This window comes from Algoriphagus ratkowskyi, assembly GCF_002150505.1.
Classification (GTDB): domain Bacteria; phylum Bacteroidota; class Bacteroidia; order Cytophagales; family Cyclobacteriaceae; genus Algoriphagus; species Algoriphagus ratkowskyi.
In genome coordinates this window covers 114,116-138,358 of record NZ_MSSV01000001.1, presented here as the reverse complement: position 1 = coordinate 138,358, position 24,243 = coordinate 114,116, and the positions used below count along the sequence as shown (strand labels likewise).

Sequence of the window (24,243 nt, the reverse complement as noted above, 5' to 3'; positions counted from 1 at the left end):
CGATAAACTCATGCGTTTACTCAACAAATCCATAACAGTAATTGCACTAATTCTAGGATCTTTCTTATCACCTCATGCAGGAATTCTCCTTCTAGCTCAATCTTCGACAAAGTTTGAAAAGGTCTCAACCAAAAAGTCTGGGATTTCATTCAAGAACCAACTTAAGGAAGATGAAAAAAACAATATCCTACGCTACGAGTATTTCTATAACGGAGGTGGAGTAGCTGTAGGAGATTTGGACAATGACGGTTTGGAGGATGTTTTTTTCACTGGAAACATGACTTCCAACAAATTATATCGAAACCTTGGTAATTGGAAATTTGAGGATAAAACCAAATCGGCTGGAGTAGCAGGAAAAGACACTTGGACTACAGGCGTTAGTATGGCCGACGTAAATGGGGATGGCCTTTTAGATATTTATATTTGTTATTCTGGTAAAGGAAATCCAGAATCCAGAGAGAATGAACTTTGGATCAATCAAGGTAATTTTTTATTCAAGGAAGAAGCGAAAACTTATGGACTAGCTGATCCTTCAAATAGCACGCAAGGTTTATTTTTTGATTTTGATAAGGATGGAGACCTTGATCTATATCTACTCAATCATAATATTCAGGTAATAAATGAATTGGAATTTAGTGATTCAAAAAAAACCAGACATCCATACGCGGGTGATAAACTTTTTAGAAACGACAATGTAAAATTCGTCGACATCAGTGAGCAGGCAGGTATTAAAGGCTCGGCATTGGGCTTTGGTTTAGGAATAGTTTCTTCAGATCTTAACCAAGATGGCTGGCCAGACATCCTCGTCACCAATGACTACATAGAACCTGATTACCTCTATATCAACAATGGAGATGGTACTTTTACTGATCGATTGACAGAATATTTTCAGCATATTTCCCACTTTTCTATGGGTGCTGATATTTCGGACATCAATAACGATGGTAAACCTGATGTATTCACTTTGGACATGCTTCCTGCTGACAATCAACGTCAAAAGTTACTCTACGGACCCGAAAATTACGAACAGTATGCCTTGATGATAAAGGAGGGTTTTCACCATCAGAGCATGAGAAATATGCTTCAGATTAATCAAGGTGAAGGATTGTTTTCAGAAGTAGGTCAAATGGCAAATATTTCTAATAGCGATTGGAGCTGGTCAGCTTTATTTTTTGACGCAACTAATAATGGTAAAAAGGATCTTTTTATTTCCAATGGTTACTATCGAGACTATACCAATAGAGATTTCCTGAGATACAAGGGAGATTACTATTTCAAACAAGCAATAGCCAAAGAAAAGGCAGATACGCTTCATCTGGTCACCACCATGACCTCCACCCCTATTCATAATTACATTTTTGAAAACTTGGGAGACTTAGACTTCAAAGACCGATCATTGGACTGGGGTTTTGAGGAAAAAGGATTTTCCAGCGGTGTGGCATATGCAGACTTAGATAATGACGGGAAATTAGACTTGGTGGTAAACAACCTAAATGAGCAAGCTTCAATTTATCGCAATGTAAGTCCTACTAAGAACTGGATTCAAGTGTCACTAAAAGACAATAATGCAAATACTTTTGCAATCGGCGCTAAAGTTCAAGTAACAGCTGGCGGGGAATTACAGACGCTTGAAATACAGCCCGTCAGAGGTTTTCAATCTTCCGTGAGCCCCAGACTTCATTTTGGGCTAGCTGATTCATATACTGTGTCTTCTATTCAAATTACATGGTCAGATGATTCTCAGCAATTCCTTGAAAACATCCCTGCTAATCAGCACCTCACCATTGAAAAGGAAAGCATAGATCGCGCTCAGGAATTACCACTACTGTCTCCGCTATTGAAAAAAACTAATTTCGCTCCGGGATACAACGCTCAATCAAATCAATATAACGACTTCAAACGTCAGCCTTTGATGCTGACCATGCCTAGTTACATAAGTCCTGTGCTGTCCCAAGGAGATCTAAATGGTGATGGAAATTCAGAAGTTTTTATTGGCGGATCTAAAGGTCAAGCTGGCAAAATCATGTCATTCGAAAACGGAGGTTGGAAGGATTATTATGGCTATAGATCTTCAAATGAATTCACCGATGCTGTCGCTATTTTCGAGGATTTCAATGGAGATGGGCTCCAAGATTTATTTGTAGGAAGTGGCGGATATCATGATTATTTAGGTTCTGATGAATCTCTTCAGGATAGACTTTATTTGAATGATGGTGCAGGCAAAATGACTTTACAAGCCAATTTTCCTGCATACAAATTTAGCACGGGAACTGCCCAGGCTTTTGATGTAGATGGAGATGGGAAGCTGGATTTATTTGTTGGAGCAAGAATGATCCCGGGACGATATCCTATGATCCCAGAGAGCAAAGTGCTGATCAACGATGGTAAAGGTAACTTCAGTGATCAGAGTAAAACCTATCTACCTAATGAAGGGAAACTCGGTCTAATTACTTCCTCAGAATTAATGGATTTGAATTCAGATGGCAAGCTGGACCTTATCCTCGCAGGAGAATACATGTCAATAACTGCCTTGATCAACACAGGCGATGCATTGATAGATCAATCAGACTCATATTTCGGTTCGACACTTTCTGGATGGTGGAATACACTTTCAAAAGCTGACCTGGATGGCGATGGAGATATGGACTTGATTGCAGGTAATTTTGGTTTAAACTCTCAATTTGAAGCAAACGAGAATAAGACACTACGCCTGTATTCTGCTGATTTTGACCAAAATGGATCAATTGATCCAATCCTCGAATGCTTCGTGGGAGACAGCATGTATCCATACGCAAGCCGTGATGAACTGCTTGATCAAATGGCAAGTATGCGAAGTAAATTCACGGATTATGCTTCATATTCGAAGGCAAAAATGAGCGATCTTTTCACCACCAAGGAATTAGAAAATGCACAGGTGCTGGAAGCAAACACCTTGGAATCAATCGCTTTAATTTACAATGGGAATAATTTCACTGTCAAGCCACTACCTAGATTAGCGCAGTCATTTCCTATATTTAGCATCTTGCCAATTGACCTAAATAAAGATGGGAACATGGACTTAATTATGGGAGGCAATCAAAGTTACGCCCGAATCCGAATTGGATTAATGGACGCTGGTCTGGGATTAGTGCTAATCGGTGACGGGAGTGGAAATTTCACTCCGCTTAGTCCCGCTGAAGCAGGATTGGCTATCAAAGGAGATATAAAATCTATCTTGCCTATCAAAACAGAACAAGGAATTCAACTCCTTTTTGGAATCAATCAGCAGGCAGTGCAAAGTTACACCATCAGATGAGGCAATTCGCAAAATCAACCTTCACTTTTTTAATATTCATTTGCGTAATGATTCCGAATTCTTTTGCGAAGCCAAAAGAAATAAACTGGCCAAAGTTATATGCTGAAGAGCTCTTTCATATTACCGAAGTAATGGTAACCGATGTAGCAAGCCCACCCGTTGCTGCAAGAATCTATGCCTACGCTAACTTAGCGCCCTACCTGATAGCAAAAGAATTTGGTGGCAATTTTGATCACCAGGATATCCTGAGTCAAACCTATTTAGCTAATCAAAATTGGACACTTAAGAGTCCTGAAATAAATTCACCTGAATTTGCTGCAATATATGCGATGCTAAAAGTGGGAGAAGCAATTATGCCCTCTGGCTATCTGTTGAAAGAAAGGCAGACGCAGTGGATTGAATCTGCATTGAAAGCTAAAATTATTAACAAAAAGACGCTACAGATTCATCTTGATTTCGCTTCGGATGTGGCTTCTAAAATAATGGACGTAGCAAAAACAGACGGATACTTACAACTTTCCACTCTTACACGCTACACTCCTCAGCAAGGAGAGGGCTTTTGGTACCCAACGCCACCGGCATATATCTCCGCAGTAGAGCCAGAGTGGAAAACGATCACACCATTTTTCATTGAAAATTTGGGAGACTATGAAGCTGCCCCCATGGCTTCATTTGATATGACGGAAGGAAGTTTATTTCACACGCAGATGATGGAAGTATATACCACCACCAACGAACTGAATGAAGAACGAAAGTTAATCGCCAACTTCTGGGATTGCAATCCATTCAAAGTTGAGTTTTCCGGACATATGGCTATTGGAGTGAAGAAAATATCACCTGGAGGGCATTGGATCGGGATCACAGGAATTGCTGCGGAGAAGGCGAAGCTTTCATTTGCTGAGACCACCTATGTACATACGCTAGTGGGAATGGCACTCCACGATTCTTTTATTTCCTGCTGGAAAACTAAATATGACACCGATCGAATCCGCCCGGAAACAGTGATCAATCAGAAAATAGATCAGCGATGGAAACCATTACTTCAAACTCCTCCTTTTCCGGAATATACCTCAGGTCACTCTGTGATTAGCAGAACCTCCGCTGTTGTTTTGACAGGATATTTCGGCGACAATTTTGACTTTATCGACAGTTCAGAAATCTATTTTGGGCTTCCCGAAAGAAATTTTACATCGTTTCTATCAGCATCAGAAGAAGCAGCTATTTCGAGACTTTATGGAGGAATTCATTTCCGAGATTCTATAGAAGAAGGAGTCAAGCAAGGTCAAAAAATTGGAGATATGATCTGGGGAAAAGTTAAAAAATAAATCTAAAGAACTATATGAAAATTACTCAAAGTGGCATTTACCTTTTTAACACTTTCGTACTTCTAAGCTGTTTAGTTTCCTGCCAAAAAGCTGAGGAAGTTAAGAAAACATCCAAGCCAAATATAGTTGTGATTTTTGCTGATGACATGGGCTATGGCGATCTGGGAGTGTACGGAGCCACAGAATGGAAAACTCCAAACTTAGATCAACTAGCCGCAGATGGTGTGCGTTTCACACAATTTTATGTGCCTCATGCGGTTTGTTCAGCATCAAGAGCTGCACTTCTTACAGGTACTTATGCGAATAGACTGGAGATTTTTGGAGCGTTGGATCATACTGCGAAGCATGGACTAAATCCGGAAGAAACAACCATTGCTGAAATGCTCAAATCTGATGGATATGCAACAGGCATGGTAGGCAAGTGGCATTTGGGACACATGCCCGAGTTCTTGCCTACAGAACAAGGCTTTGATTCATATTATGGACTTCCCTATTCCAATGATATGTGGCCTCATCATCCAGAGTCTAAAAACTATTACCCTCCACTTCCTTTGTATAGAAATATTGCTGTGATTGACACGCTAGATGATCAAAGTCAACTAACTACTAATTATACCGAGGAGGCGCTGAAATTCATAGAAAACAGCAAGGACAAACCCTTCTTTCTATATTTCGCTCATAGTATGCCTCACGTGCCACTTTTCGTTTCTGATAAGTTTAAAGGAAAATCAACGCAAGGACTTTATGGTGACGTCATGATGGAAATTGACTGGTCTGTGGGTGAAGTGCGAAAAAAGCTAAAAGAGCTGGAACTGGACGAGAATACCATTATTATTTTCACTTCAGATAATGGACCTTGGCTTTCTTATGGCGGTCAGGCTGGATTGACTGGCGGATTGAAAGAAGGAAAGGGAACATCTTGGGAGGGAGGTATTAGGGAACCAGGGATATTCGTATGGCCAGGACATTTTCCTGCAGGGAAAGTGATAGACGAAGCAGCTATGACAATTGATATATTGCCAACATTGGCAGAGATTACAGGCGCCTCCTTACCTGGGTTGAAAGTTGATGGAAGAAGTATTTTACCTCTTCTTGAGGGTAAAGAAATGGATGATAAAGCATATTTCGCTTATTACAATAGAAACGAGCTTCAAGCTGTGATATATGGTCAGTGGAAGCTGGTTTTCCCACACAAGTATCGAACAATCCCTATAGATGCCAAATTAACCAATGATGGTATTCCTGTTATATATCAAATGGTAGAGCTAGAAACACCGCAATTATTTGACTTGTCAAAAGACCCAAATGAAACTACAGATGTTTCCGAGAACAATCCAGAGATTTTAACCAAAATGCATCAACTAGCAGATGAAGGTAGAGCTGATATGGGAGATGCCTTAACTAATTCTGAAGGAACTGGTCTGAGAAAACATGGCAGAATAGAATAATTCAATTGTCTTAATTGAAAACTCTTCCTTGCCAATCCACTTCAATTGCAAATGGATCCAATAGCTAATCCAATACTACTGAAACTTGCTCCCGGGTAAGTTTCAGTTCTGTAGTGAATTCACCTGCAAGCCCTCCTTTATTCCAAGCTTTGGCGATTTCGGATAGATTTGCACTTAAATCTTTCTTTTATTAGAGCTAATTATTTTGAGCTAAATGGCAAGCAAGATCCGATCAAAGCAGATTTCTCGCCGAGTTCGGAAACTTTAATAGGCACAAAATAACCCATGCTTTCTAAAAAGTACTGAGTTGCTGGGAGGTAATGATCAGCGGCTAAACTGATTTTTCCACCAAGCACAACTCCTTCAGAATGCAATCTGATCAAATATGGAAATAAGAACTCACCCAATGCTCGGCCGAAAGTCTCAAAGATTTGCTTAGAAATAGTTGAATCAACAACCTCATCAAAAAGGTTTTTCACCCCAGAAATCTTAATTCCAAATTGCTCGAGAGCATAGCTTCGAAACCAGGCTGTTCCTAGGTAATCCTCAGCTATTCCATCCCGAAAAGGCGCTGTCCAGAGTTTTCCATCTTTGATCACGTCATGGACTTTGATAGCCGAACCAAGTCCTGTGCCTAGGGTAATTCCAATGGAGCTCTGAAAATCCCGGCCAGCACCTGCCATGCTTTCCCCTGCAAGAAATGCCTCTGCATCATTTGTGAAGGCAATTTGGGTGGGAGAAATCCTTAAACTTTCTGACAAAAGAGCCTTCACAGAAAGCTGATATAGTGATGCCATTTTCCCCTGATCTTTAATCAAAGAAATCCCCTTTTCATAATTATACGGGCCTGGCATGGCAATTCCAACTTCAAAATCACGCGACTCTCCAACTGCTTTTTTGATCACAGCAGTCCAAGCAGACACTATACTTTCGGCAGAATCGAACGTATCGACATCATCCTCATGAAAATCACATATTTCCGCAGTTCTATTTTGCAACTGAACTTGTGCTGCTGAAATATGCGAGCCTCCAATATCTACTCCAATCAGTTTCTTCAAGATTCCTATTTTTTACTTGTCTTCAAACTTACAACTTAATTTTCTAGATCAGAATTCAACTGACGGTACATCGTATTTAAAAGTGACCGACTTGGGTCTTCTGAAAGCTCCGAAAACATTGCTCCTCCCAAACCCTTATCAATACTAAAATCCATTTTACTTGCTATAGATTCTTCGTCTTCGAAGGTAACCCAGGCCGAATTTCTTTCTGAGTAAAGATAGGGAGCAGCAGCTTTATCATCCCAATATCGCACATAGGTAGAATCCTTCATCAATTCTTGGATCTCTAAAAAAGGCAAACCTCTATTGATTTTCCCTGACTGAAAAAGTCCATTATCAGCAGGATTTAATTGATCCACCATATCAATAATAAGAAATAAATTTTCTTCATACCAGCGTACGATGGCACCTAATTCTCACTATCCTTACAAAACACATTATTACAAATAAAGGTAATACAAAAAAAGCCTCTCAATTTTTTGAGAGGCCTTTATTAGTCATTGTAACCCAATCTATAATTAATTTATATCCCAGAAAATTGAGTTTGTCAGCTTATCCTGCGGCTGAACTTTTACATAATTCTCCATATTATAAGTCTGCTCTGATCCTGGATACATCCAGCGAGAAGGAGGAGTTTTTTGCTGATTTGAGTTATCTGTCCAGAAGTCCAAATCTACTTTTCCAAGTCTTCTCAATTCATGCCAGTTTTCGTTTGACTGAATTACATTGAAGTGAAGCCATTTTTGATCTGCTATTAACGAAAGTTTTTCGTCCTTACTTGAAGCGGCACTCCAAGAAATTTCATCCATTGACAAATAGCTGCTGATTGACTGTTCAGTTGGAACAACAGGCGCGCCTGCTTCAGCATTATTACTGATACTTCTCAAGTACTGATAAAAACCAATTGATTTCTTTACAGCTTCCTCAAAGTGCATTTTTGCCGTAGCATCCTGTCCTTCTTTTAAGTAAAACTCTGCTGCCATCAAATGAACCTCCGGGGCAGTAATAAGAATACCTGGAAAATATTGGTTTCTGCTGATAGTTGAGAAATTGTAAACACTCAACGTCTGAGTCAATACCAATTCATTTTGAACAGTAGGATTCATCAAGGGGTCAAGCCCTATATAAGCTCCGTTTGCTTTGATACCTGTTTGAAACACATAAGTCAATCTAGGATCTTCATTAACAACCATGTGATCCAAAATTGCTTTGCCTGCAATATTACCGTTCCAGTCTTCTAAACCGCTACGGAAATCATTTGTGCCGATTACAGTACCTAAAGAGTAAATATCCCACATGATATTACTAGCATTATCTGCTACAATAGGGAATTGAGAAGGGTTTGACAAAATAGAGGCAATTTCTGATTTAGCTCTAGCACTGAATTCACTCGTGCCACTTACTCTAGTAAGCATTTTCAATCTCAAGGAATTGATATATTTCTTCCACATATCAATATTTCCATTATTGATCAGATCCTGTGTTTTGAATTCAACAACAGTAGCAGCATTGATTTGCAAAGAACCTATTTCTGTAGCGAAGCCAGCCAAATCATCCAACATCTTAGTGTAGATATCACTTGCTTTATCATAGCCTGCGTAAGATTTAGAATAATCACCACCATTTGTACTAAGCATACCAGCTTCAGTCCACGGAATATCGCCATGTAAATCCACTACTTGCTGCGTATGATCGTAGAAATAAGTAGCAGCAGCAATCATAAACACACGATTTTCTTGCTTTTTGACATCAGTCAATCCATCATACACTTTCTGTAGCTCTCTGTATTGAGCCATGAAATTGTAGTAACTATTCCATCTATCATTTACTGCAGCAGAACCTGGAACATATTGGTTTTCAATGTTCACCCATCCTACAGATTGAGTAAATCTGTTAGACGTAATTCTTTTGATTACAAAGTAATCCCAATAAGACGGTAATACAGATTGGCGGTTAGACATGATCATACCAGTAAACTGCTTTCCTACCGTAGTATTAGCAAGTTTGGATGGATCAGAATAATCATCTGCAAAGTCATCTATTGTACAACTGGCTAAGCCGCTGATCAATAGGGTGTATATAAATATTTTCTTAAAATTCATGTTCATATGTTTTTAACTTAACCAACAATTAGAATCTAGCTCTTAACATCACACCATAGGTTCTGGTAGCTGGGTTTGTACCCGCACTAGTCAGTGTCTGAGTCCATCTAGATCCACCAGTCAATACTTCTGGATCTAGGTCCTTGATATTTCTATAAAGGAAAAACAAGTTTCTGCCGTATACAGAAATATTCACATTAGATGCTCCAATTTTAGAAGTGATGTGATTAGGTATAGTATAAGCCAGAGACAATTCTCTCATTTTGATGTAATCATTATCCTGGATATACAATTCATATCTAGACTGGCCATACTGAGGTCCACCCCAATTGTAAGTATTCCAATAGTAGTAAGCTTGAGAGATTACGTTGTTATTATTAGACCCATCAGCTACTACACCATCCATCACCATACCATCATGAAAAACAGTCTCGCCATTAGGACCCTGAGCTGTTGAATGCTCAACCTGAATTCCTCTGGTTTCAATTACTTTACCTTCAGCATCTTTAGTGATTTGCTGATAATAACCCAATCCTCCACTAGCTTCATCCATGTAGTTCAAACTTTCCTCTGTTAGACCACGGCTGATCATCCAATTGATACCTGTTGGCATTACAGAACCTCCGATCTGAAAGTCCATCACTGCAGATAAACTGAAGTTCTTGTACGAAACATTATTGATAATACCTCCAACGGCATCAGGCATAGCATTTCCTACTTGAATCCAACTTTGGTCATCAATTTTGTAAAGACCATTTGGCTGCACGATTTTATCACCGTTTGCATCAAGTGCAATAGGGCGAGCGTAGAAATCACCCATTGGTCTACCTACTACAGATCTAAGTTGAGCGGCGTTTCCGTCATAATCAGCATGCAATAGTTCAGTAGCACCGTTAGCTAATTGCTCTACTTTGTTTATATTTCTAGCTAAGTTAATAACAGCATTCCACTGGAAATTAGGTGTTGCAATGATATCACCAGTCAACTGAATTTCAACTCCCGTGTTTCTTAGTGTACCAATGTTAGTTAATACTGAGGTAGCTCCTGAAGAAGAAGGCAGGGTCAATGGCAGGATCTGATCACGGATCTGCGCATTATAATACGAGATGTCTATACCAAATCTGTTGTTAAAGAACCTTGTATCTAAACCAAATTCAAACTCATGCTTTTGCTCTGGTTTGATGACGTCATTCCCATAAGATGATGACAAAGTAGTGTAAAGCACATTTGCTCCACCAGTCTGCTGCACACCCAGAGTATTCTGAGAATAAGCAATGTTCGCTCTATAGATGTCAGGATAATTACCTACAATACCCCAAGAGCCTCTTAACTTGGAGAAAGTAATAAATTCAGGTAATTTGAATGCATCTGAAATAGCAAGCGCTGTATTGACAGAAGGATATATAAACGCATTGTTATCAGGATTCATAGTAGAGATTCTATCTCTACGAATTGTACCTTCTACAAACCAAATATTTTTGAAGTCAAAGTTTGCAGTACCAATAAATGCATCAATAGTTCTGTAGGAACGTTCGGAGTTATTATTAGGAAGGTTTGTCGAAGCAACGACATCAAAAAGGTTTTCCGTACTCAAACCACCACTCGTACTTCTACCTATGCTGCTGAAACTTTCAGTTCTAGCTGTATAACCAATCATGCCACCTACAGTAATCTCGTCAGTAATTGCTGTTTTGTAATTAAGCATCAAATCTCCGTAAAGGATATTGAACAATTCAGATTGCATACCAAAAGATCCTGATGGGCCAAATGCAAGTGGTCTTTCTGTAGAGTTTTCGTTTTCAGAATATCTACTTGTAAAGTCAGTAGATACACGTGCTCTCAAATTCAACTCTTCAGTAATTTGGAATGTGTTAGTCAAACTACCAATCACCCGATTACTAAGCTCTGATGAGCGATTATTATTAACTCTCCAAACATAATCTGCAATATCCCCTCTAAAGCCATTGCCTGTAATATTCTCATCAGGAGTCAAACTCTGTCCATTTCCTGTCACATAACGATACCCTCTACTGGTCTGATATTTATCTAAATACCAAGCTCCATTATCAAAACGGGTCATCATACCACCAAAGTTATTGATCAAACGATCGACTGAATATGGACGGTTTTTAGTGTTTTGATTAATGTAATTAATCATCAAGTCAGTCTTTAATCTTTTACTTACCTGATAACCAGAATTGAGGTTAATTATATTTTTACTGTTCTTAGAATTCAAACTCAACGCTTCATTGTCCTGACGAGTCAAAGAAAGACGGAAGTCTGATTTATCAGTTGCATTAGAAATCGAAACATTGACTTGAGAACTAACAGGCGTATTGAACAATGCTGAATAATTATCTATCTGTGCATTGTAAGGTCTCGAAACTCCATCCCATGCCAACATAGGTTGGCCGTCGAATTTAGGTCCATAGTTCACAGAGGTGTTTGGTACAGTACGTATACCATCCGCAGTATAATTGAATCCATCCGCAGCTTGCTCCAAATTCTGCACATGAGAGGGTAAACCTGGACCTCTTACATTTTGATATCTTGGTAAATACGCAATCTCATCTACTGAGTAATTGGTATTAAAATCTACCTGCATACCTTTTTTGCCTGCCTTACCTTTCTTAGTGGTAATCAAAACAACACCATTCACAGCTTCAGAGCCATACAGTGCAGCAGCAGAAGCTCCTTTCAAGATAGAGATATTGTCAATATCAGCAGGATTGATATCCAATAATCCATTACCTCTCAATCGCTGATCACCCCAATAGTCGTTATTTTTTACTTCCTCATTTCGGATAGGAACACCATCTAACACAATCAATGGCTGACTTTTACCCGTGATAGAATTAATGCCACGAATCTGGATGTTGACAGCGGATGTTGCTCCCCCAGCACCAGTGTTAATTTTCACACCAGCAGCCTTACCGTACAAAGCAGAAGCTACGTTCGGTGTACCTGTTTTTACCAGTTCGTCTGCCCTAATTGTACTTGTGGCATAGCCTAAAGACTTTTGTGCCTTGTCCATACCAAAAGCCGTGACCACCACCTCTTCAAGTTCGCTGGTGTCTTCACCTAGGCTAATGTTGATTTCAGATCGGTTACCTACTAAGTACTCTTGGACTTCATATCCAATAAATGAAAACACCAATACGGAAGTGGATCCTACCGAAATAGAATAATTACCATCTAAATCAGTAGTGGTACCTGTCTGGTTTGTCTTGTCTAAAACCGTAACGCCGGGCATTGGAAGTCCATCCTCCTTAGAGGTCACAACTCCCTTCAAAACTCGCTTTTGTGTCTGTGCTGTGGCTGTATAGCCCAACATTAAGACCAGAGCAAAAGCAATTGATAAAATTTTTCTCATAGCTGGTAATTTGAGGTTAACAATAATAAAATTTTGGAGCCATGAACCATCTTCCGATTTTCATGATGAATTGCTAGTAGAGGTTGTTCCATAGTTCAGTAATGAGGGTTTAAAATAATTATTTGAATTAAAATATCCAGTCAACTTACTATAAGTCAGCGACCAAGATGTTAATTTCTCATAAAGCTAGAAAAAAAGAATTTCTATCAAAGCTCACAAAAGCATTTTTTTTATAAAAGAGAAGAAAATATTGTAATTTTTTAATTAAGTATATGATGGTATTGATCATTTTTCCTTAACATCAGCAATGAGTGATTAGATTTTACAGATGTATCATTTTATCTATAGAAATTTTCCAAAACATGGGTAAAGCGTCAGGTTTTTTTAACTATCTTATTAGACCTATAGGCCTAATAATTTAACTTTCTAAATAATACCGAAAATATTTATTTATTCTTTATGGGCTCATTAAACCGCTTTCCAAACGAGAAAAACAAAAAATCCGCTCTTTGCGAAACTGACCACTAAACACTATAAACAACCTCTTCAAATCTTCTGGACATAGTGTAAAAAGAAAGAGGCTTTGAAATTAATCAAAGCCTCTATCACTATTTTATAAATCAAAGGGTGGGGAATCTACTCTATTTATCCCACCATACATTCTTGACCCAAGTATCACCTCCCATATTAGATATTGCATTAGCCAATCCCTGCGGGTTGGTAGTGCTTTCACCAGATGGATAAAGTTGTCTTCTAGGAATCTGACCTGAAGAAAAGTTACCTGAATAATTAACTGGAGTTAATTGTGGATAACCTGATCTCTTCCAGTTGTTCCAAGACTCTACAAAGTTTGCAAGTGTACCTGTAGTAGCCCAGATTTGCTCATTGATCATTTTCAATGATGCAGCAGGACTACTAATATCCAACGGATTAGCAACTGCAAAATCAGCAGCTACAACTGGAGAAACACTCGCTCCACCAAATTTACCGATAGTAGTCAAAGCGCCTTCCAAACCTGCAGCATAATATGCTGAAGCAGATTTAGGTACAGAATAACCTCTAGCTGCTGCATCAGCTAGCAAAAACTGAATCTCTGCATAAGTAAGGATAAACACAGGAGCATTTCTGTCTCTATATACAGCTGTGGGTCTAGAATATGCTCCGATCGGAGCAACATCTGCACCAGAGCCAGTTGGTCCTGGATAATTTGGCTCTTTAGTTACATCAGTAGCTCCGCCTTTCAAATCATAACCATTTGGCAAACCAATTTGAACCATTGGATCATTGTCGCCTACAACACTACCACTTTTATTAGCAGCAAGGCCTGCAGGAGGAACTTCAGCTATAATAGATAGACGTGGATCATTGTTAGATTTCAAGAAATCAATCAGTTTCTTTGACCAACGAACTTCGTACACATCATCCGTTACATTCAGCGCATTCGCACTTGAATTAGCGTAACCATTACTTTGATCTGAAACCAAAACTGCCTCATCTGCTGGTGAAGCAAACACACCACCTGCGATAGCTTTTTGTACATATGATTTCGAAGTACTTGCATCAACATCCACCAATCTCATTGCCATACGCAACATAATAGAATAGCCTAACTTTTTCCATTTGGCTAAATCACCACCGTAGAGCACATCATTCTTGATTGGATCTCCAGAATCAGAAATTGAAGAAAGAGCTCCTTCAAGATCAGAAAGCATAGCCATGTAGGCTTCAGACTGAGAATCGTATTTTGGTTGAGTAATTCCAGCTTCTGCCATCAATGCTTCGCTATAAGGAAGATCTCCATAGACATCCGAGACGAAGGATAGAGTGAGAACTTTCCAGATTTCACCTACAGCAATTAAGTTAGTGAAGCCTTTTTTCTCAGCAAGAGCTTGCATTTGATAAACTCTAGATGCAGTAGAATATCCGTCATTCCAAACACTTTGGATATAACTGTTTGTACTTCCAGACGCTACATACTTATCTGCATTGGAATAGTAATTTGCTCCTCCTGTTGAAGTAGAAGCCATTACTTGTACCCACATACTTTGGAATAGAATAGCTCCCGTGTAGCCTGTCATCAAGTTTCCGTAGTTATGGGAAACTGTAGGCAAAATCAAATTAGGATCAAAGACATCCGCAGACGCACGATTTGGGTCCGTATTGATATCGGCGAAATCCCCGTCACAGCTGGATACGGCTAATAAAATACCCGTAAGAAATATGCTTATATATTTTTTCATATTAATTCAATTTGAAATTAAGGTTGAAACCAAAAGATCTAGTGCTTGGAAGGTTACCACCTTCAATACCTGTATAACTAATGTTAGAACCAAAATTAGCTTCAGGGTCTATGTTCTTAGCTTTACGCATTATAAAACCAAGATTTCTACCGACTAGAGATGCACTCAAACCTTTCAAGATCGGTGTGTTGCCAAACCATTTTGCAGGGAAAGTATAGCCCAAAGTCAACTGTCTTAACTTAATAAAATCACCATCAACAACACTTGTGCTTGTTACATTTTGTGCCAAAGCTTGGTAATAGGCTTGTGCAGGTGCAGTTACACCACCAGTTGTCACACCGGATTCTCTTCCTTCAAGAGTAACTTGATTTAGTCCTCTGAAAATGGAGTAGAACTCAGACGCAGAAAGGACCTTATTACCATAGTTGTAATCTATCAAGAAAGAGAAAGAAATACCTTTGTAGTTGAATTCGTTATTCCATCCACCATATAGTGTAGGTAATACTGTACCCATGTTGATCAATTCACCACGAACAGGAAGTCCAGCCTCATTCACCTGGATGCTTCCATCTGTATTATAAGCATAATCATATGCTCTGATCTGAGGTCCAGATTCTCCTACCACGTAAGCAGTGATAGCATTACCAAGCGTTCCTCTATTTTGTCCCAAATTGATCGGATTATTATTAGGATCTGTGCTTAGAATTTCATTTTTCACTTTTGACATGTTGAATGAAGTTTTCCAGAAGAAGTTTGTGGTTTGCACTGGAGTACCAGTTACCAACACTTCCAATCCTTTGTTACTAGTAGAACCAGTAGCAACTACTGAGCTATTGAAACCTGAAGTAATACTCAAATTAGCATTCATGATCTCATTATGCGTCTCCTTCTCATAGTAAGCTATATCAAAACCTAAACGGTTATTGAAGAAACTAAGATCCAAACCTAACTCAAGCTCACTTGTAGTGAACGGCTTTAAGTTCAGATTAGGAAGAGATGTAGGAGAAGATCCTGCTGGCACTCCATTGAAAGAGTTTGCAGAATTATAATAAAATGTACTTTGGTAGGCATCAAATGGCTCTCCACTTGTCACAGCATAAGAGGCTCTAAACTTACCAAAATCAAGTGCCGGCATATCGATCAACTGATCAAAAACAAATGCTGCTGCCACTGAGGGAGAGAAAATACTATTGTTGTCCGTAGGTAAAGTGCTGTAGACATCATATCTACCCGTTGTGGTCAAAGTTAAGATGTTGTTATAACCGATACCAACTGAATAGAATGCAGATTGAACTTCTCTTTCATTGTAATTATAAGATCTTGAGAAATTCTCTACGTTGAATGGAGAATACAAGTAAGGAATCACGAAACGACTTCCGCCAACTCCTACTGCCTCATACTTATTGTTTCTTCTATTCGCACCAGCCAATAGATCCAGATTCAGCTTACTTGTTAAATCAAAGTTAGCACCTAAAATACCGTCAATGTTGGTTTCAGATCTGGTAGATTGACCTCTTCCATTAAGACCCCCTTGTAAGTTTGCAGAATAAGCAAGCCCTGAAGGATCTACCCCGAAAAAGTCATCATTGGAAGCGTCATTCCCCATTCGGATCATCGCGTAGATATCTTTCGTAAAGCTATATTTAGTTGATACAGCAGAAATAGTACGCTTTCTTCCGATGTCATTGACACCTTGATTTGATATGAAGTAAGGATTAGTAACATAGATATCATCACTAAACACCGTCTCAGCTCCATTGTCTGGGTTAAAACCAGGAGCAAAAATGCTTTGGCTAATATTTGGAGCTAGCAACAAGAAGTTGTTTGGATTTTTAGGGCCATCACTTAAGTTCGGAACATTGGTAGATTGCTGATCCGTGTAGTTTACCATCGCAGTTACAGTAAACTTATCTGTAATGTTCTGCTCTACATTCAAATTTATCGACAATCTATCTACTCCACTATTTGGAACGATTGATTTCGCATCAAGATTAGAAACAGACATTCTGAAAGATCCATCACTACCCAATCCTTTAGAGATAGATACTGTGTTGGTGAAATTCGTTCCAGTTCTGTAGAAGTCAATGTAACGATCATTAGAAGGAGAATAAGGATACTGATTTCCATCAAAACCAATAACTGAGCTACCATCCATCTTGGAACCCCAAGCTAAACGACCAGATGTTTGCGCATCAGTCGCTGTAGTTGGCTTTATCCCTCCAACACCTTGACCATATACATTTTGAAAATCTGTGAAATCCACTGGATTTTCTGCCATTACGTTCATAGTATAAGTCAAAGACCAATCGCCACCTTTAGCTCCTTTTTTGGTAGTAATCAAAATAACACCATTGGAAGCTCTGGATCCATAAAGTGCCGAAGCAGCCTGACCTTTCAAAACAGTCATTGTTTCGATATCATCTGGGCTAAGGTTACCTATACCATCACCGGCATCTGCTCCACCCCACTGACCGGCGGAACCTCTTTGCGTGTTATCCATAGGAATACCATTGATTACATATAGTGGAGATCCAGTACCACTGATACTTGGTAAACCTCTCAATGTGATCTTAGATGTTCCACCTGGACCGCTGTTTGTGCCTTTTACCACCAAACCGGCAACTCGGCCAGCTAGAGAGTTAGCAACGTTGGTCTCACGAGCAGTAGTAAGGGATTCACTACCTACTTGAGTCACCGAATAACCCAAGGTTTCTTTGTCCTTGCTAATGCCTAGAGCAGTAACTACAACTTCGGAAAGCTCACTAGCATCTTCCTCTAATAATACATTTAATTCGGTACGATTACCTACTTCGATCTGCTGAGAAGAGTAACCAATAAAAGAAAAAACCAAAACTGAATTTGGACTAATTGACAATGAATACTCACCGTCCGCATTTGTAGTAGTACCTGTTTTACTAGTCTTCTCAAAGATAGTAACCCCTGGCATAGGCAATCCATCAGGGGCCCCAGTCACTACTCCTTTCAAAACCCTACTCTGGCCTTGTACTACATGCACTGCACATAGCATAAACCCCAGAGCAAAAGCAATTGATAAAATTTTTTTCATAGCTGATAAATTTAAGTTTACAATAAACTGATTTCAATTTAAAGAATCACAAATGGATTCTTTAGTCGAATTTTTGGTGAAAAGTTTTCCATCACATTTGTAATTAGGTTTTATACTAAATTTCTTGAATCCAACCATTTATGACAATATACATAAAGATTCAGCACAATATAATTGGGGATATAAAGCTAGAGAAAACAACTATCATTCAAAGGTGATGTTTGCATTTTCTTTATAAAAGAAGCCCTTTTGATGCATTTTTTCTATTATGTAAAGCATTTATCCTATTATATTTTCATAATATCAACACTTTACAATAGGTTATTGTACTTACTCAGAGTAGTAAAAAATAACAGTTATTCATATAGACTAAAGAATTAGGTTAATTTACAGATAAGTTAATATTGAAAAAAAAACCGTCCCTTTCGGAACGGCTTTCAATATCATATTAAGAAGTACTATCTAAGAAAAAGCATCTCTCTGTACTTCACTAATGGCCATGACTCATCGTCAACCAATAGCTCAAGCTTATCTACTGCATATCGAATTTTGTCAAAGTAAGCTTCTTTGACATCTGTCTGGTAGCCCTTCGCCATTTTCACTATATCAGTCTCCTTATTAAGTTTCTTACGAGCCTCCACCATAGCTGTGATATTAGACTTCAAAGACTCTATGTGCTTAGACACTTCTTTGATCGTCTCTACAGCAGCAGTATTATCTAAACCTAGTCCCATCAGACCATTCGCATTTTGAATAATCTTATTTTGATAAAGGATTGCAGTTGGAATAATATGGTTCAACGCCAAGTCGCCCATCACTCGACCTTCAATCTGAATTTTCTTCATGAAGCTCTCAAGCATAATTTCGTGACGAGCATGAACTTCGATACTGTTCATAACTTTATGTCTATCAAAAAGCTCTCTAGTAGCTTTTGTAGCATAAACATCCAATGCCACAGGGGTAGACTTTAAGTTAGACAAGCCTCTTTTCTGTGCTTCAGCCGCCCATTCATCTGAATAACCATCGCCTTCAAATCGAACTTTCTTGCTATCCTTAATATATTTTCTCAATACGTTTACGATAGCAATCTTCTTTTCCTTGCCGGCATTCATTTCCTTGTCAATGTCCTTAGCCATTTCCGTCAATACCTCAGCTACGATCACATTTAAGACAGTCATTGGTCCTGCAGAATTGGCCTGCGATCCAACTGCACGGAATTCAAATTTATTTCCAGTGAAAGCGAATGGAGAAGTTCTGTTTCTATCAGTATTGTCAAGGATGATTTCAGGAATCTTAGAGATACCCAATTTCATATACATATTATCTCCCTTCTCAATTTTGATATTGCCATTTTTCTCAAGCTCATTTAACACTTCAGTAAGCGTTGCGCCTAAGAAAACTGAAATAATTGCTGGAGGAGCTTCATTAGCACCAAGTCTATGATCATTGCCTGCTGATGCAATACTAGCTCTCAATAAATCTGAATGGTCATATACAGCTTTTATGGTTGCTACTAAGAATGTAAGGAATTGGAGATTTTCTCTTGCAGAGTTGCTTGGCTGAAAAAGATTGATTCCAGTATCAGTGATCAAAGACCAATTATTATGTTTCCCACTACCATTCACTCCTGCAAAAGGCTTCTCATGAAGAAGCACTTTCAAGTCATGCCTTTCAGCTGCCTTCTCCATCACATCCATCAATAATTGATTATGATCCGTGGCTTTATTGATTTCTTCAAATAAAGGAGCAACTTCAAATTGACCTGGAGCAACCTCGTTATGTCTGGTCATCACTGGAATGCCCAGCTTAAGTGCTTCAGTTTCAAAGTCGACCATAAAGTCTTTCACTCGGGTAGGAATAGAACCAAAATAGTGATCATCCAACTGCTGACCTCTAGCAGGACTATGACCAAAAACTGTTCTTCCACCCATTACCAAATCTGGTCTAGCTGTGAAAAGTGCTTTGTCGATCACAAAATATTCTTGCTCTATACCTAGAGAGGGAGTAATTTTTTTAACGTTTCTGTCAAACAACTGACAGATGGCTACAGCTGCATCATTGATTGCCTCAACAGATTTCAATAATGGAGTTTTATAATCCAAAGCTTCACCCGTGTAAGACACGAAAATAGTTGGAATACAAAGTGTATTTTCAAAGATAAAAATTGGAGAAGTAGGGTCCCAAGCCGTATATCCTCTTGCTTCAAAAGTAGAACGAATCCCACCATTAGGAAAAGAAGACGCATCTGGCTCCTGCTGAACAAGAGATGATGCTTTAAATTTTTCCATACCACTTAAAGCGTCAAAAAATGAATCATGCTTCTCTGCAGTAGAACCAGTAAGAGGCTGAAACCAGTGGGTATAATGCGTAATTCCTCTGGACAATGCCCAAGTCTTTACTGCAGAAGCTACTTCTTCTGCAGTAGTTCCGTCGATCTTGATTCCTTTATCAATAGCTTCCATCACCTTTTTGAAGACTGAAGGAGCTAATGATACCCTCATCTGTGCGATACCAAAGGTATTCACACCGAAATAATCTGAGATTTTGGTCGATGGTGCCTTTACAGCTACTCGCTGTCTATTCTGCACCATTAATAATGCTTGTTGTCTTAGTGTTGCCATTTCTACAATATGTGGTTTGAAATTATACACAATAATAGAAAATTCTGCTTTCCAAAACGAATTTGGTCAATTTTTGACCTCATTTTTGATAAAAATTACACATAATTCAATAAATCATCTTAAAAAGACACCATTTAGCTCGAAACAGGGTTAATTCTGGTGAAAAATTGGCAAATTGAAAACAAGCTAAGATTAATTACCTTTGTAATCTCATTGTCAGAAGCGTAATTGTGAAAAAAGTAGCCTTTTATACACTAGGATGTAAGCTAAATTTCTCCGAAACCTCAACTATCAGTCGCCAATTTGAAGAAAAGGGCTATTTGAAAGTTGATTTTCAGGATAATCCCGATATTTTTATCATCAACACCTGTTCGGTTACGGAGAATGCCGACAAAAAATGTAAGAAAATTGTAAGGGAGGCTAAAAAGATATCACCTAACTCTTATGTGACTATCATTGGATGCTATGCACAACTGAAACCAAAGGAAATATCTGAGATCGCTGGAGTCGATGCTGTACTTGGAGCAGCTGAGAAGTTTCGCTTGATTGAACTTTTGGATGATTTTGCAGCAGTGCAAGAGACTAAGGTCTTGGCTTCAGAGATTCAAGAAGCTACAGTCTTTAATAATGCTTATTCAATAAATGACCGCACGAGGACTTTCCTGAAAGTACAAGATGGCTGTAATTACGGTTGTGCATTCTGTACCATTCCTCTAGCCCGAGGCAAAAGCAGGAGTAATACAATTGAGAGCGTAGTGCAATCTGCACACGAAATCGCTGCTACCGGTGTCAATGAGATCGTGTTGACGGGTGTGAATATCGGTGATTTTGGAATAGTAGACGGAAAACGAAATGAGCGATTTGCAGACCTAGTCTATGCGCTTGACAAGGTCGAAGGCATCAATCGCTTGAGAATCTCTTCCATCGAACCCAACTTACTTACCAATGAGATCATAAGCTTTGCTGCACAATCAAAGCGCTTTGTTCCTCACTTTCACGTCCCGCTACAATCTGGCTCTAATACAATTTTGAGAAAAATGGGCAGAAGATACCTTCGTGAGCTCTATGTAGATCGTGTGACGAAGATCAAAACCTTAATGCCACACGCTTGCATAGGTGTAGATGTGATTGTAGGATTTCCAGGTGAGACAGATGAGCTTTTCCTCGAAACATATATCTTCCTGAATGAGCTAGACATTTCATACCTGCACGTATTCACCTATTCCGAGCGAGCTAATACGAGAGCTGCTGAGATGGATGAGGTAGTTCCTATGAAGAAGAGAAATGAGCGATCTAAAATGCTTAGGATTCTTTCTGAGAAAAAAAGAAGGAAATTCTATACTGAAAACCTGGGAAAAACTTTCACCGTGCTTTTCGAAGAAGATGTAGAGGATGGTAAAATCCACGGCTTCACCGAAAATTACATTCGAGTAGCAGCCAAATATGACCCTATGCTAATCAATGAACTTAAGGTGGTAACACTGGATCTAATCAATGAAAAAGGAAATGTCGAAGTGCTAGAGCCAGAAATGGTTTTTGAAAAGCATTAAAGTTCACTCTATATAATGTGTCAAAACAGCCTGAAGACGAATTTCTTCAGGCTGATTTTTTTTTATACTTAAAGAAAGAAAATTCTAAAGTGCTTAATTGGTAATTTCCTCCTACATTTTTATAAATTCAGATCAGCTAATTAAATAATACGTGGAAGATTCGCAGAAACTCGCTTTAATCAGAGAAGAACAATGGCTAGCAGAATATGAACCTCAAATCCAGCAAAGATTTGACCGATACCAAGAAGCTATAATAGGGATAGATGAATTCAGTGGCAATATTCTCGAATATGCATCGAACCATAATTTCTATGGGATTCACTTCGAAGTTTGGAGAAAAGGATGGGTTTATAGGGAATGGGCACCTGCAGCCAAGCAACTCTATTTTTTTGGGGACTTCAACGATTGGGATCGACGCTCACATCCAATGAAAAAGAGCGGGCGTGGCGATTGGGAAATTTTCCTACCCTTTGACCAATACAAAGACAGCTTCCTGCATGGCAGCAAAGTAAAAGTCCACGTGATTGCTGATAATGGGGAATTAGATAGAATACCAGCTTATATCAGAAGAGTGATTCAGGATGAGCATACGCATGACGTGGCAGGTCAACTTTGGTTTGCAGCCGATTTCAAATGGACAGACAATTCTTTTTCCACCAAGAATAGTCTTAAACAACCTCTGATCTATGAGTGTCATGTGGGAATGGCTCAGGAGAAAATGGGGGTGGGAACCTATCAAGAGTTTGAAGAATTTACCCTTCCGAGAATCAAAGCTGCTGGATATAATACCATTCAAATGATGGCAATAATGGAGCATCCTTATTATGGATCATTTGGATATCATGTTTCCAATTTCTTTGCACCGACTTCCAGGTTTGGTACTCCAGAGGAGCTGAAATCTTTGGTGAACAAAGCACACGAAATGGGAATTGCCGTGGTAATGGATATAGTACATTCCCATGCAATCAAAAATGTAAATGAAGGTCTTAATGAATTTGATGGTAGCCAACATCAATATTTTCATCCTGGCGAGAAAGGATATCATGAAGCCTGGGACTCCAAAGTCTTTGACTACGCTAAGCGGGAAGTACAGCAGTTTTTGCTTTCAAATATTCGCTATTGGTTAGAGGAGTTCCATTTTGATGGGTTTCGATTTGATGGTGTGACTTCCATCATGTATTCGCATCACGGATTATTTATGGATTTTGATTCGGTCGATTTATATTTTGACGATAATGTAGATGAAGACGCAGTATTATATCTGCAGCTTGCAAACACCCTTATCCATACATTAAAGGAGGAAAATATCTCTATCGCTGAAGATATGAGCGGCATGCCAGGTCTTGCAAGAACGATCGCAGACGGAGGAATTGGGTTTGATTTCCGGATGGCAATGGGAGTTCCTGACTTTTGGATCAAAACATTAAAACATAAACAAGATGAAGAGTGGGACATGTTCGAACTTTGGCATCAACTCACCAATAGACCTCAGGCAGAAAGATCTATTGGCTATGCCGAGAGTCACGACCAAGCACTAGTAGGAGATCAAACACTCGCTTTCAGGCTTATGAAGGAACAGATGTATTTTTCTATGTCTGTCCTGCAGCAAAATTTGACAGTAGATCGTGGAATTGCCCTCCATAAACTCATCAGACTGGTCACTCTTACCCTAGGTGGTGAAGGATATTTGAATTTTATTGGAAACGAATTTGGGCATCCTGACTGGGTCGATTTTCCACGTGAAGGAAATAACTGGAGCCATCAGTATGCACAACGATTATGGTCACTTGTTGACGATCCATTACTACGGTATGGACAGCTTGATGCATGGGACAAGGCTATCATCAAACTTGCAACAGACTACCTACTTCTCGCTGCTGCACCTGCAGTACAACTGCATTTGGATCCAGATAAAAAGATTTTGGCATATGAGAGAAGTGGATTGATATTCGTCTTCTCCTTCCACCCTACAGAGTCATTTTTCGGACTTGCTATTCAGGTACCTACAGCGGGGAAATATAAGATTTTACTCAATTCCGATGAGAAGGAATTTAGCGGATTTGAGCGATTGGATCAAACGATTAGCTACCCGACTGATAAGCATCAGTGTTTACAATTGTATGTTCCCAATCGAACAGTAATGGTATTGAAGAAAGTTTAAGAG

General features: G+C 39.1%; 12 protein-coding genes. 5 read left to right on the top strand and 7 right to left on the bottom strand.

Translation table 11 applies throughout. The annotated features are described in order from the left end of the window. Positions 1-10: 10 nt before the first annotated feature. From BVH02_RS00595 to BVH02_RS00585, 3 genes are read left to right on the top strand one after another with little or no spacing between them, the layout of a single operon-like run. The gene (locus BVH02_RS00595; RefSeq protein ID WP_086497796.1) at positions 11-3,295 is read left to right on the top strand and encodes a VCBS repeat-containing protein; all 3,285 of its coding nucleotides are present in this window, start codon (positions 11-13) and stop codon (positions 3,293-3,295) included. A gap of 47 nt (positions 3,296-3,342) precedes the next feature. Further along, positions 3,343-4,620, top strand: coding sequence for a vanadium-dependent haloperoxidase (locus BVH02_RS00590; protein ID WP_223271777.1), 1,278 nt, complete (start codon positions 3,343-3,345; stop codon positions 4,618-4,620). Positions 4,621-4,634: 14 nt separating this feature from the next. After that, entirely contained in the window at positions 4,635-6,068 is a 1,434-nt protein-coding gene (locus BVH02_RS00585) for a sulfatase family protein (protein ID WP_086497794.1), read from the top strand. A 200-nt stretch (positions 6,069-6,268) separates the two neighbouring features. On the opposite strand, the gene BVH02_RS00580 is transcribed toward BVH02_RS00585, so the two are convergent. The 7 genes from BVH02_RS00580 to BVH02_RS00550 all read right to left on the bottom strand — a co-directional run bounded on the left by BVH02_RS00580 (position 6,269) and on the right by BVH02_RS00550 (position 20,529). Next, positions 6,269-7,126, bottom strand: a complete 858-nt coding sequence (locus BVH02_RS00580; RefSeq protein ID WP_158093840.1) for an ROK family protein — start codon at positions 7,124-7,126, stop codon at positions 6,269-6,271. 35 nt (positions 7,127-7,161) lie between these two features. Beyond that, complete coding sequence (locus BVH02_RS00575; protein WP_086497792.1) at positions 7,162-7,488, bottom strand: glycosyl hydrolase family 18 protein; 327 nt, start codon at positions 7,486-7,488, stop codon at positions 7,162-7,164. Positions 7,489-7,644: 156 nt separating this feature from the next. After that, entirely contained in the window at positions 7,645-9,228 is a 1,584-nt protein-coding gene (locus BVH02_RS00570) for a SusD/RagB family nutrient-binding outer membrane lipoprotein (RefSeq protein WP_223271778.1), read from the bottom strand. Positions 9,229-9,256: 28 nt separating this feature from the next. Beyond that, on the bottom strand, positions 9,257-12,601 hold the full coding sequence (locus tag BVH02_RS00565) for a SusC/RagA family TonB-linked outer membrane protein (protein WP_086497790.1): 3,345 nt from the start codon (positions 12,599-12,601) through the stop codon (positions 9,257-9,259). A gap of 641 nt (positions 12,602-13,242) precedes the next feature. After that, the gene (locus BVH02_RS00560; RefSeq protein WP_086497789.1) at positions 13,243-14,841 is read right to left on the bottom strand and encodes a SusD/RagB family nutrient-binding outer membrane lipoprotein; all 1,599 of its coding nucleotides are present in this window, start codon (positions 14,839-14,841) and stop codon (positions 13,243-13,245) included. A 1-nt stretch (position 14,842) separates the two neighbouring features. Continuing rightward, a complete protein-coding gene (locus BVH02_RS00555; protein ID WP_086497788.1) occupies positions 14,843-17,908 on the bottom strand; it encodes a SusC/RagA family TonB-linked outer membrane protein in 3,066 nt (1,021 codons plus the stop codon). Positions 17,909-18,366: 458 nt separating this feature from the next. Then, on the bottom strand, positions 18,367-20,529 hold the full coding sequence (locus tag BVH02_RS00550; protein WP_086497787.1) for a glutamine synthetase III family protein: 2,163 nt from the start codon (positions 20,527-20,529) through the stop codon (positions 18,367-18,369). Positions 20,530-20,759: 230 nt separating this feature from the next. Between BVH02_RS00550 and mtaB the strand changes: the two genes are divergently transcribed. Together mtaB and BVH02_RS00540 are read left to right on the top strand one after the other, a co-directional pair. Continuing rightward, complete coding sequence (mtaB, locus tag BVH02_RS00545) at positions 20,760-22,079, top strand: tRNA (N(6)-L-threonylcarbamoyladenosine(37)-C(2))-methylthiotransferase MtaB (RefSeq protein WP_086497786.1); 1,320 nt, start codon at positions 20,760-20,762, stop codon at positions 22,077-22,079. Positions 22,080-22,230: 151 nt separating this feature from the next. Beyond that, positions 22,231-24,240, top strand: coding sequence for an alpha amylase C-terminal domain-containing protein (locus tag BVH02_RS00540; RefSeq protein WP_086497785.1), 2,010 nt, complete (start codon positions 22,231-22,233; stop codon positions 24,238-24,240). Positions 24,241-24,243: the final 3 nt, after the last annotated feature.

Bases quoted from the DNA above. Each gene is read 5' to 3' on its own strand.
- BVH02_RS00595 (WP_086497796.1), top strand. From the start codon at position 11: ATGCGTTTACTCAACAAATCCATAACAGTAATTGCACTAATTCTAGGA.
- BVH02_RS00590 (WP_223271777.1), top strand. From the start codon at position 3,343: ATGATTCCGAATTCTTTTGCGAAGCCAAAAGAAATAAACTGGCCAAAG.
- BVH02_RS00585 (WP_086497794.1), top strand. From the start codon at position 4,635: ATGAAAATTACTCAAAGTGGCATTTACCTTTTTAACACTTTCGTACTT.
- BVH02_RS00575 (WP_086497792.1), bottom strand. From the start codon at position 7,488: ATGGTGGATCAATTAAATCCTGCTGATAATGGACTTTTTCAGTCAGGG.
- BVH02_RS00570 (WP_223271778.1), bottom strand. From the start codon at position 9,228: ATGAATTTTAAGAAAATATTTATATACACCCTATTGATCAGCGGCTTA.
- BVH02_RS00565 (WP_086497790.1), bottom strand. From the start codon at position 12,601: ATGAGAAAAATTTTATCAATTGCTTTTGCTCTGGTCTTAATGTTGGGC.
- BVH02_RS00560 (WP_086497789.1), bottom strand. From the start codon at position 14,841: ATGAAAAAATATATAAGCATATTTCTTACGGGTATTTTATTAGCCGTA.
- BVH02_RS00555 (WP_086497788.1), bottom strand. From the start codon at position 17,908: ATGAAAAAAATTTTATCAATTGCTTTTGCTCTGGGGTTTATGCTATGT.
- BVH02_RS00550 (WP_086497787.1), bottom strand. From the start codon at position 20,529: ATGGCAACACTAAGACAACAAGCATTATTAATGGTGCAGAATAGACAG.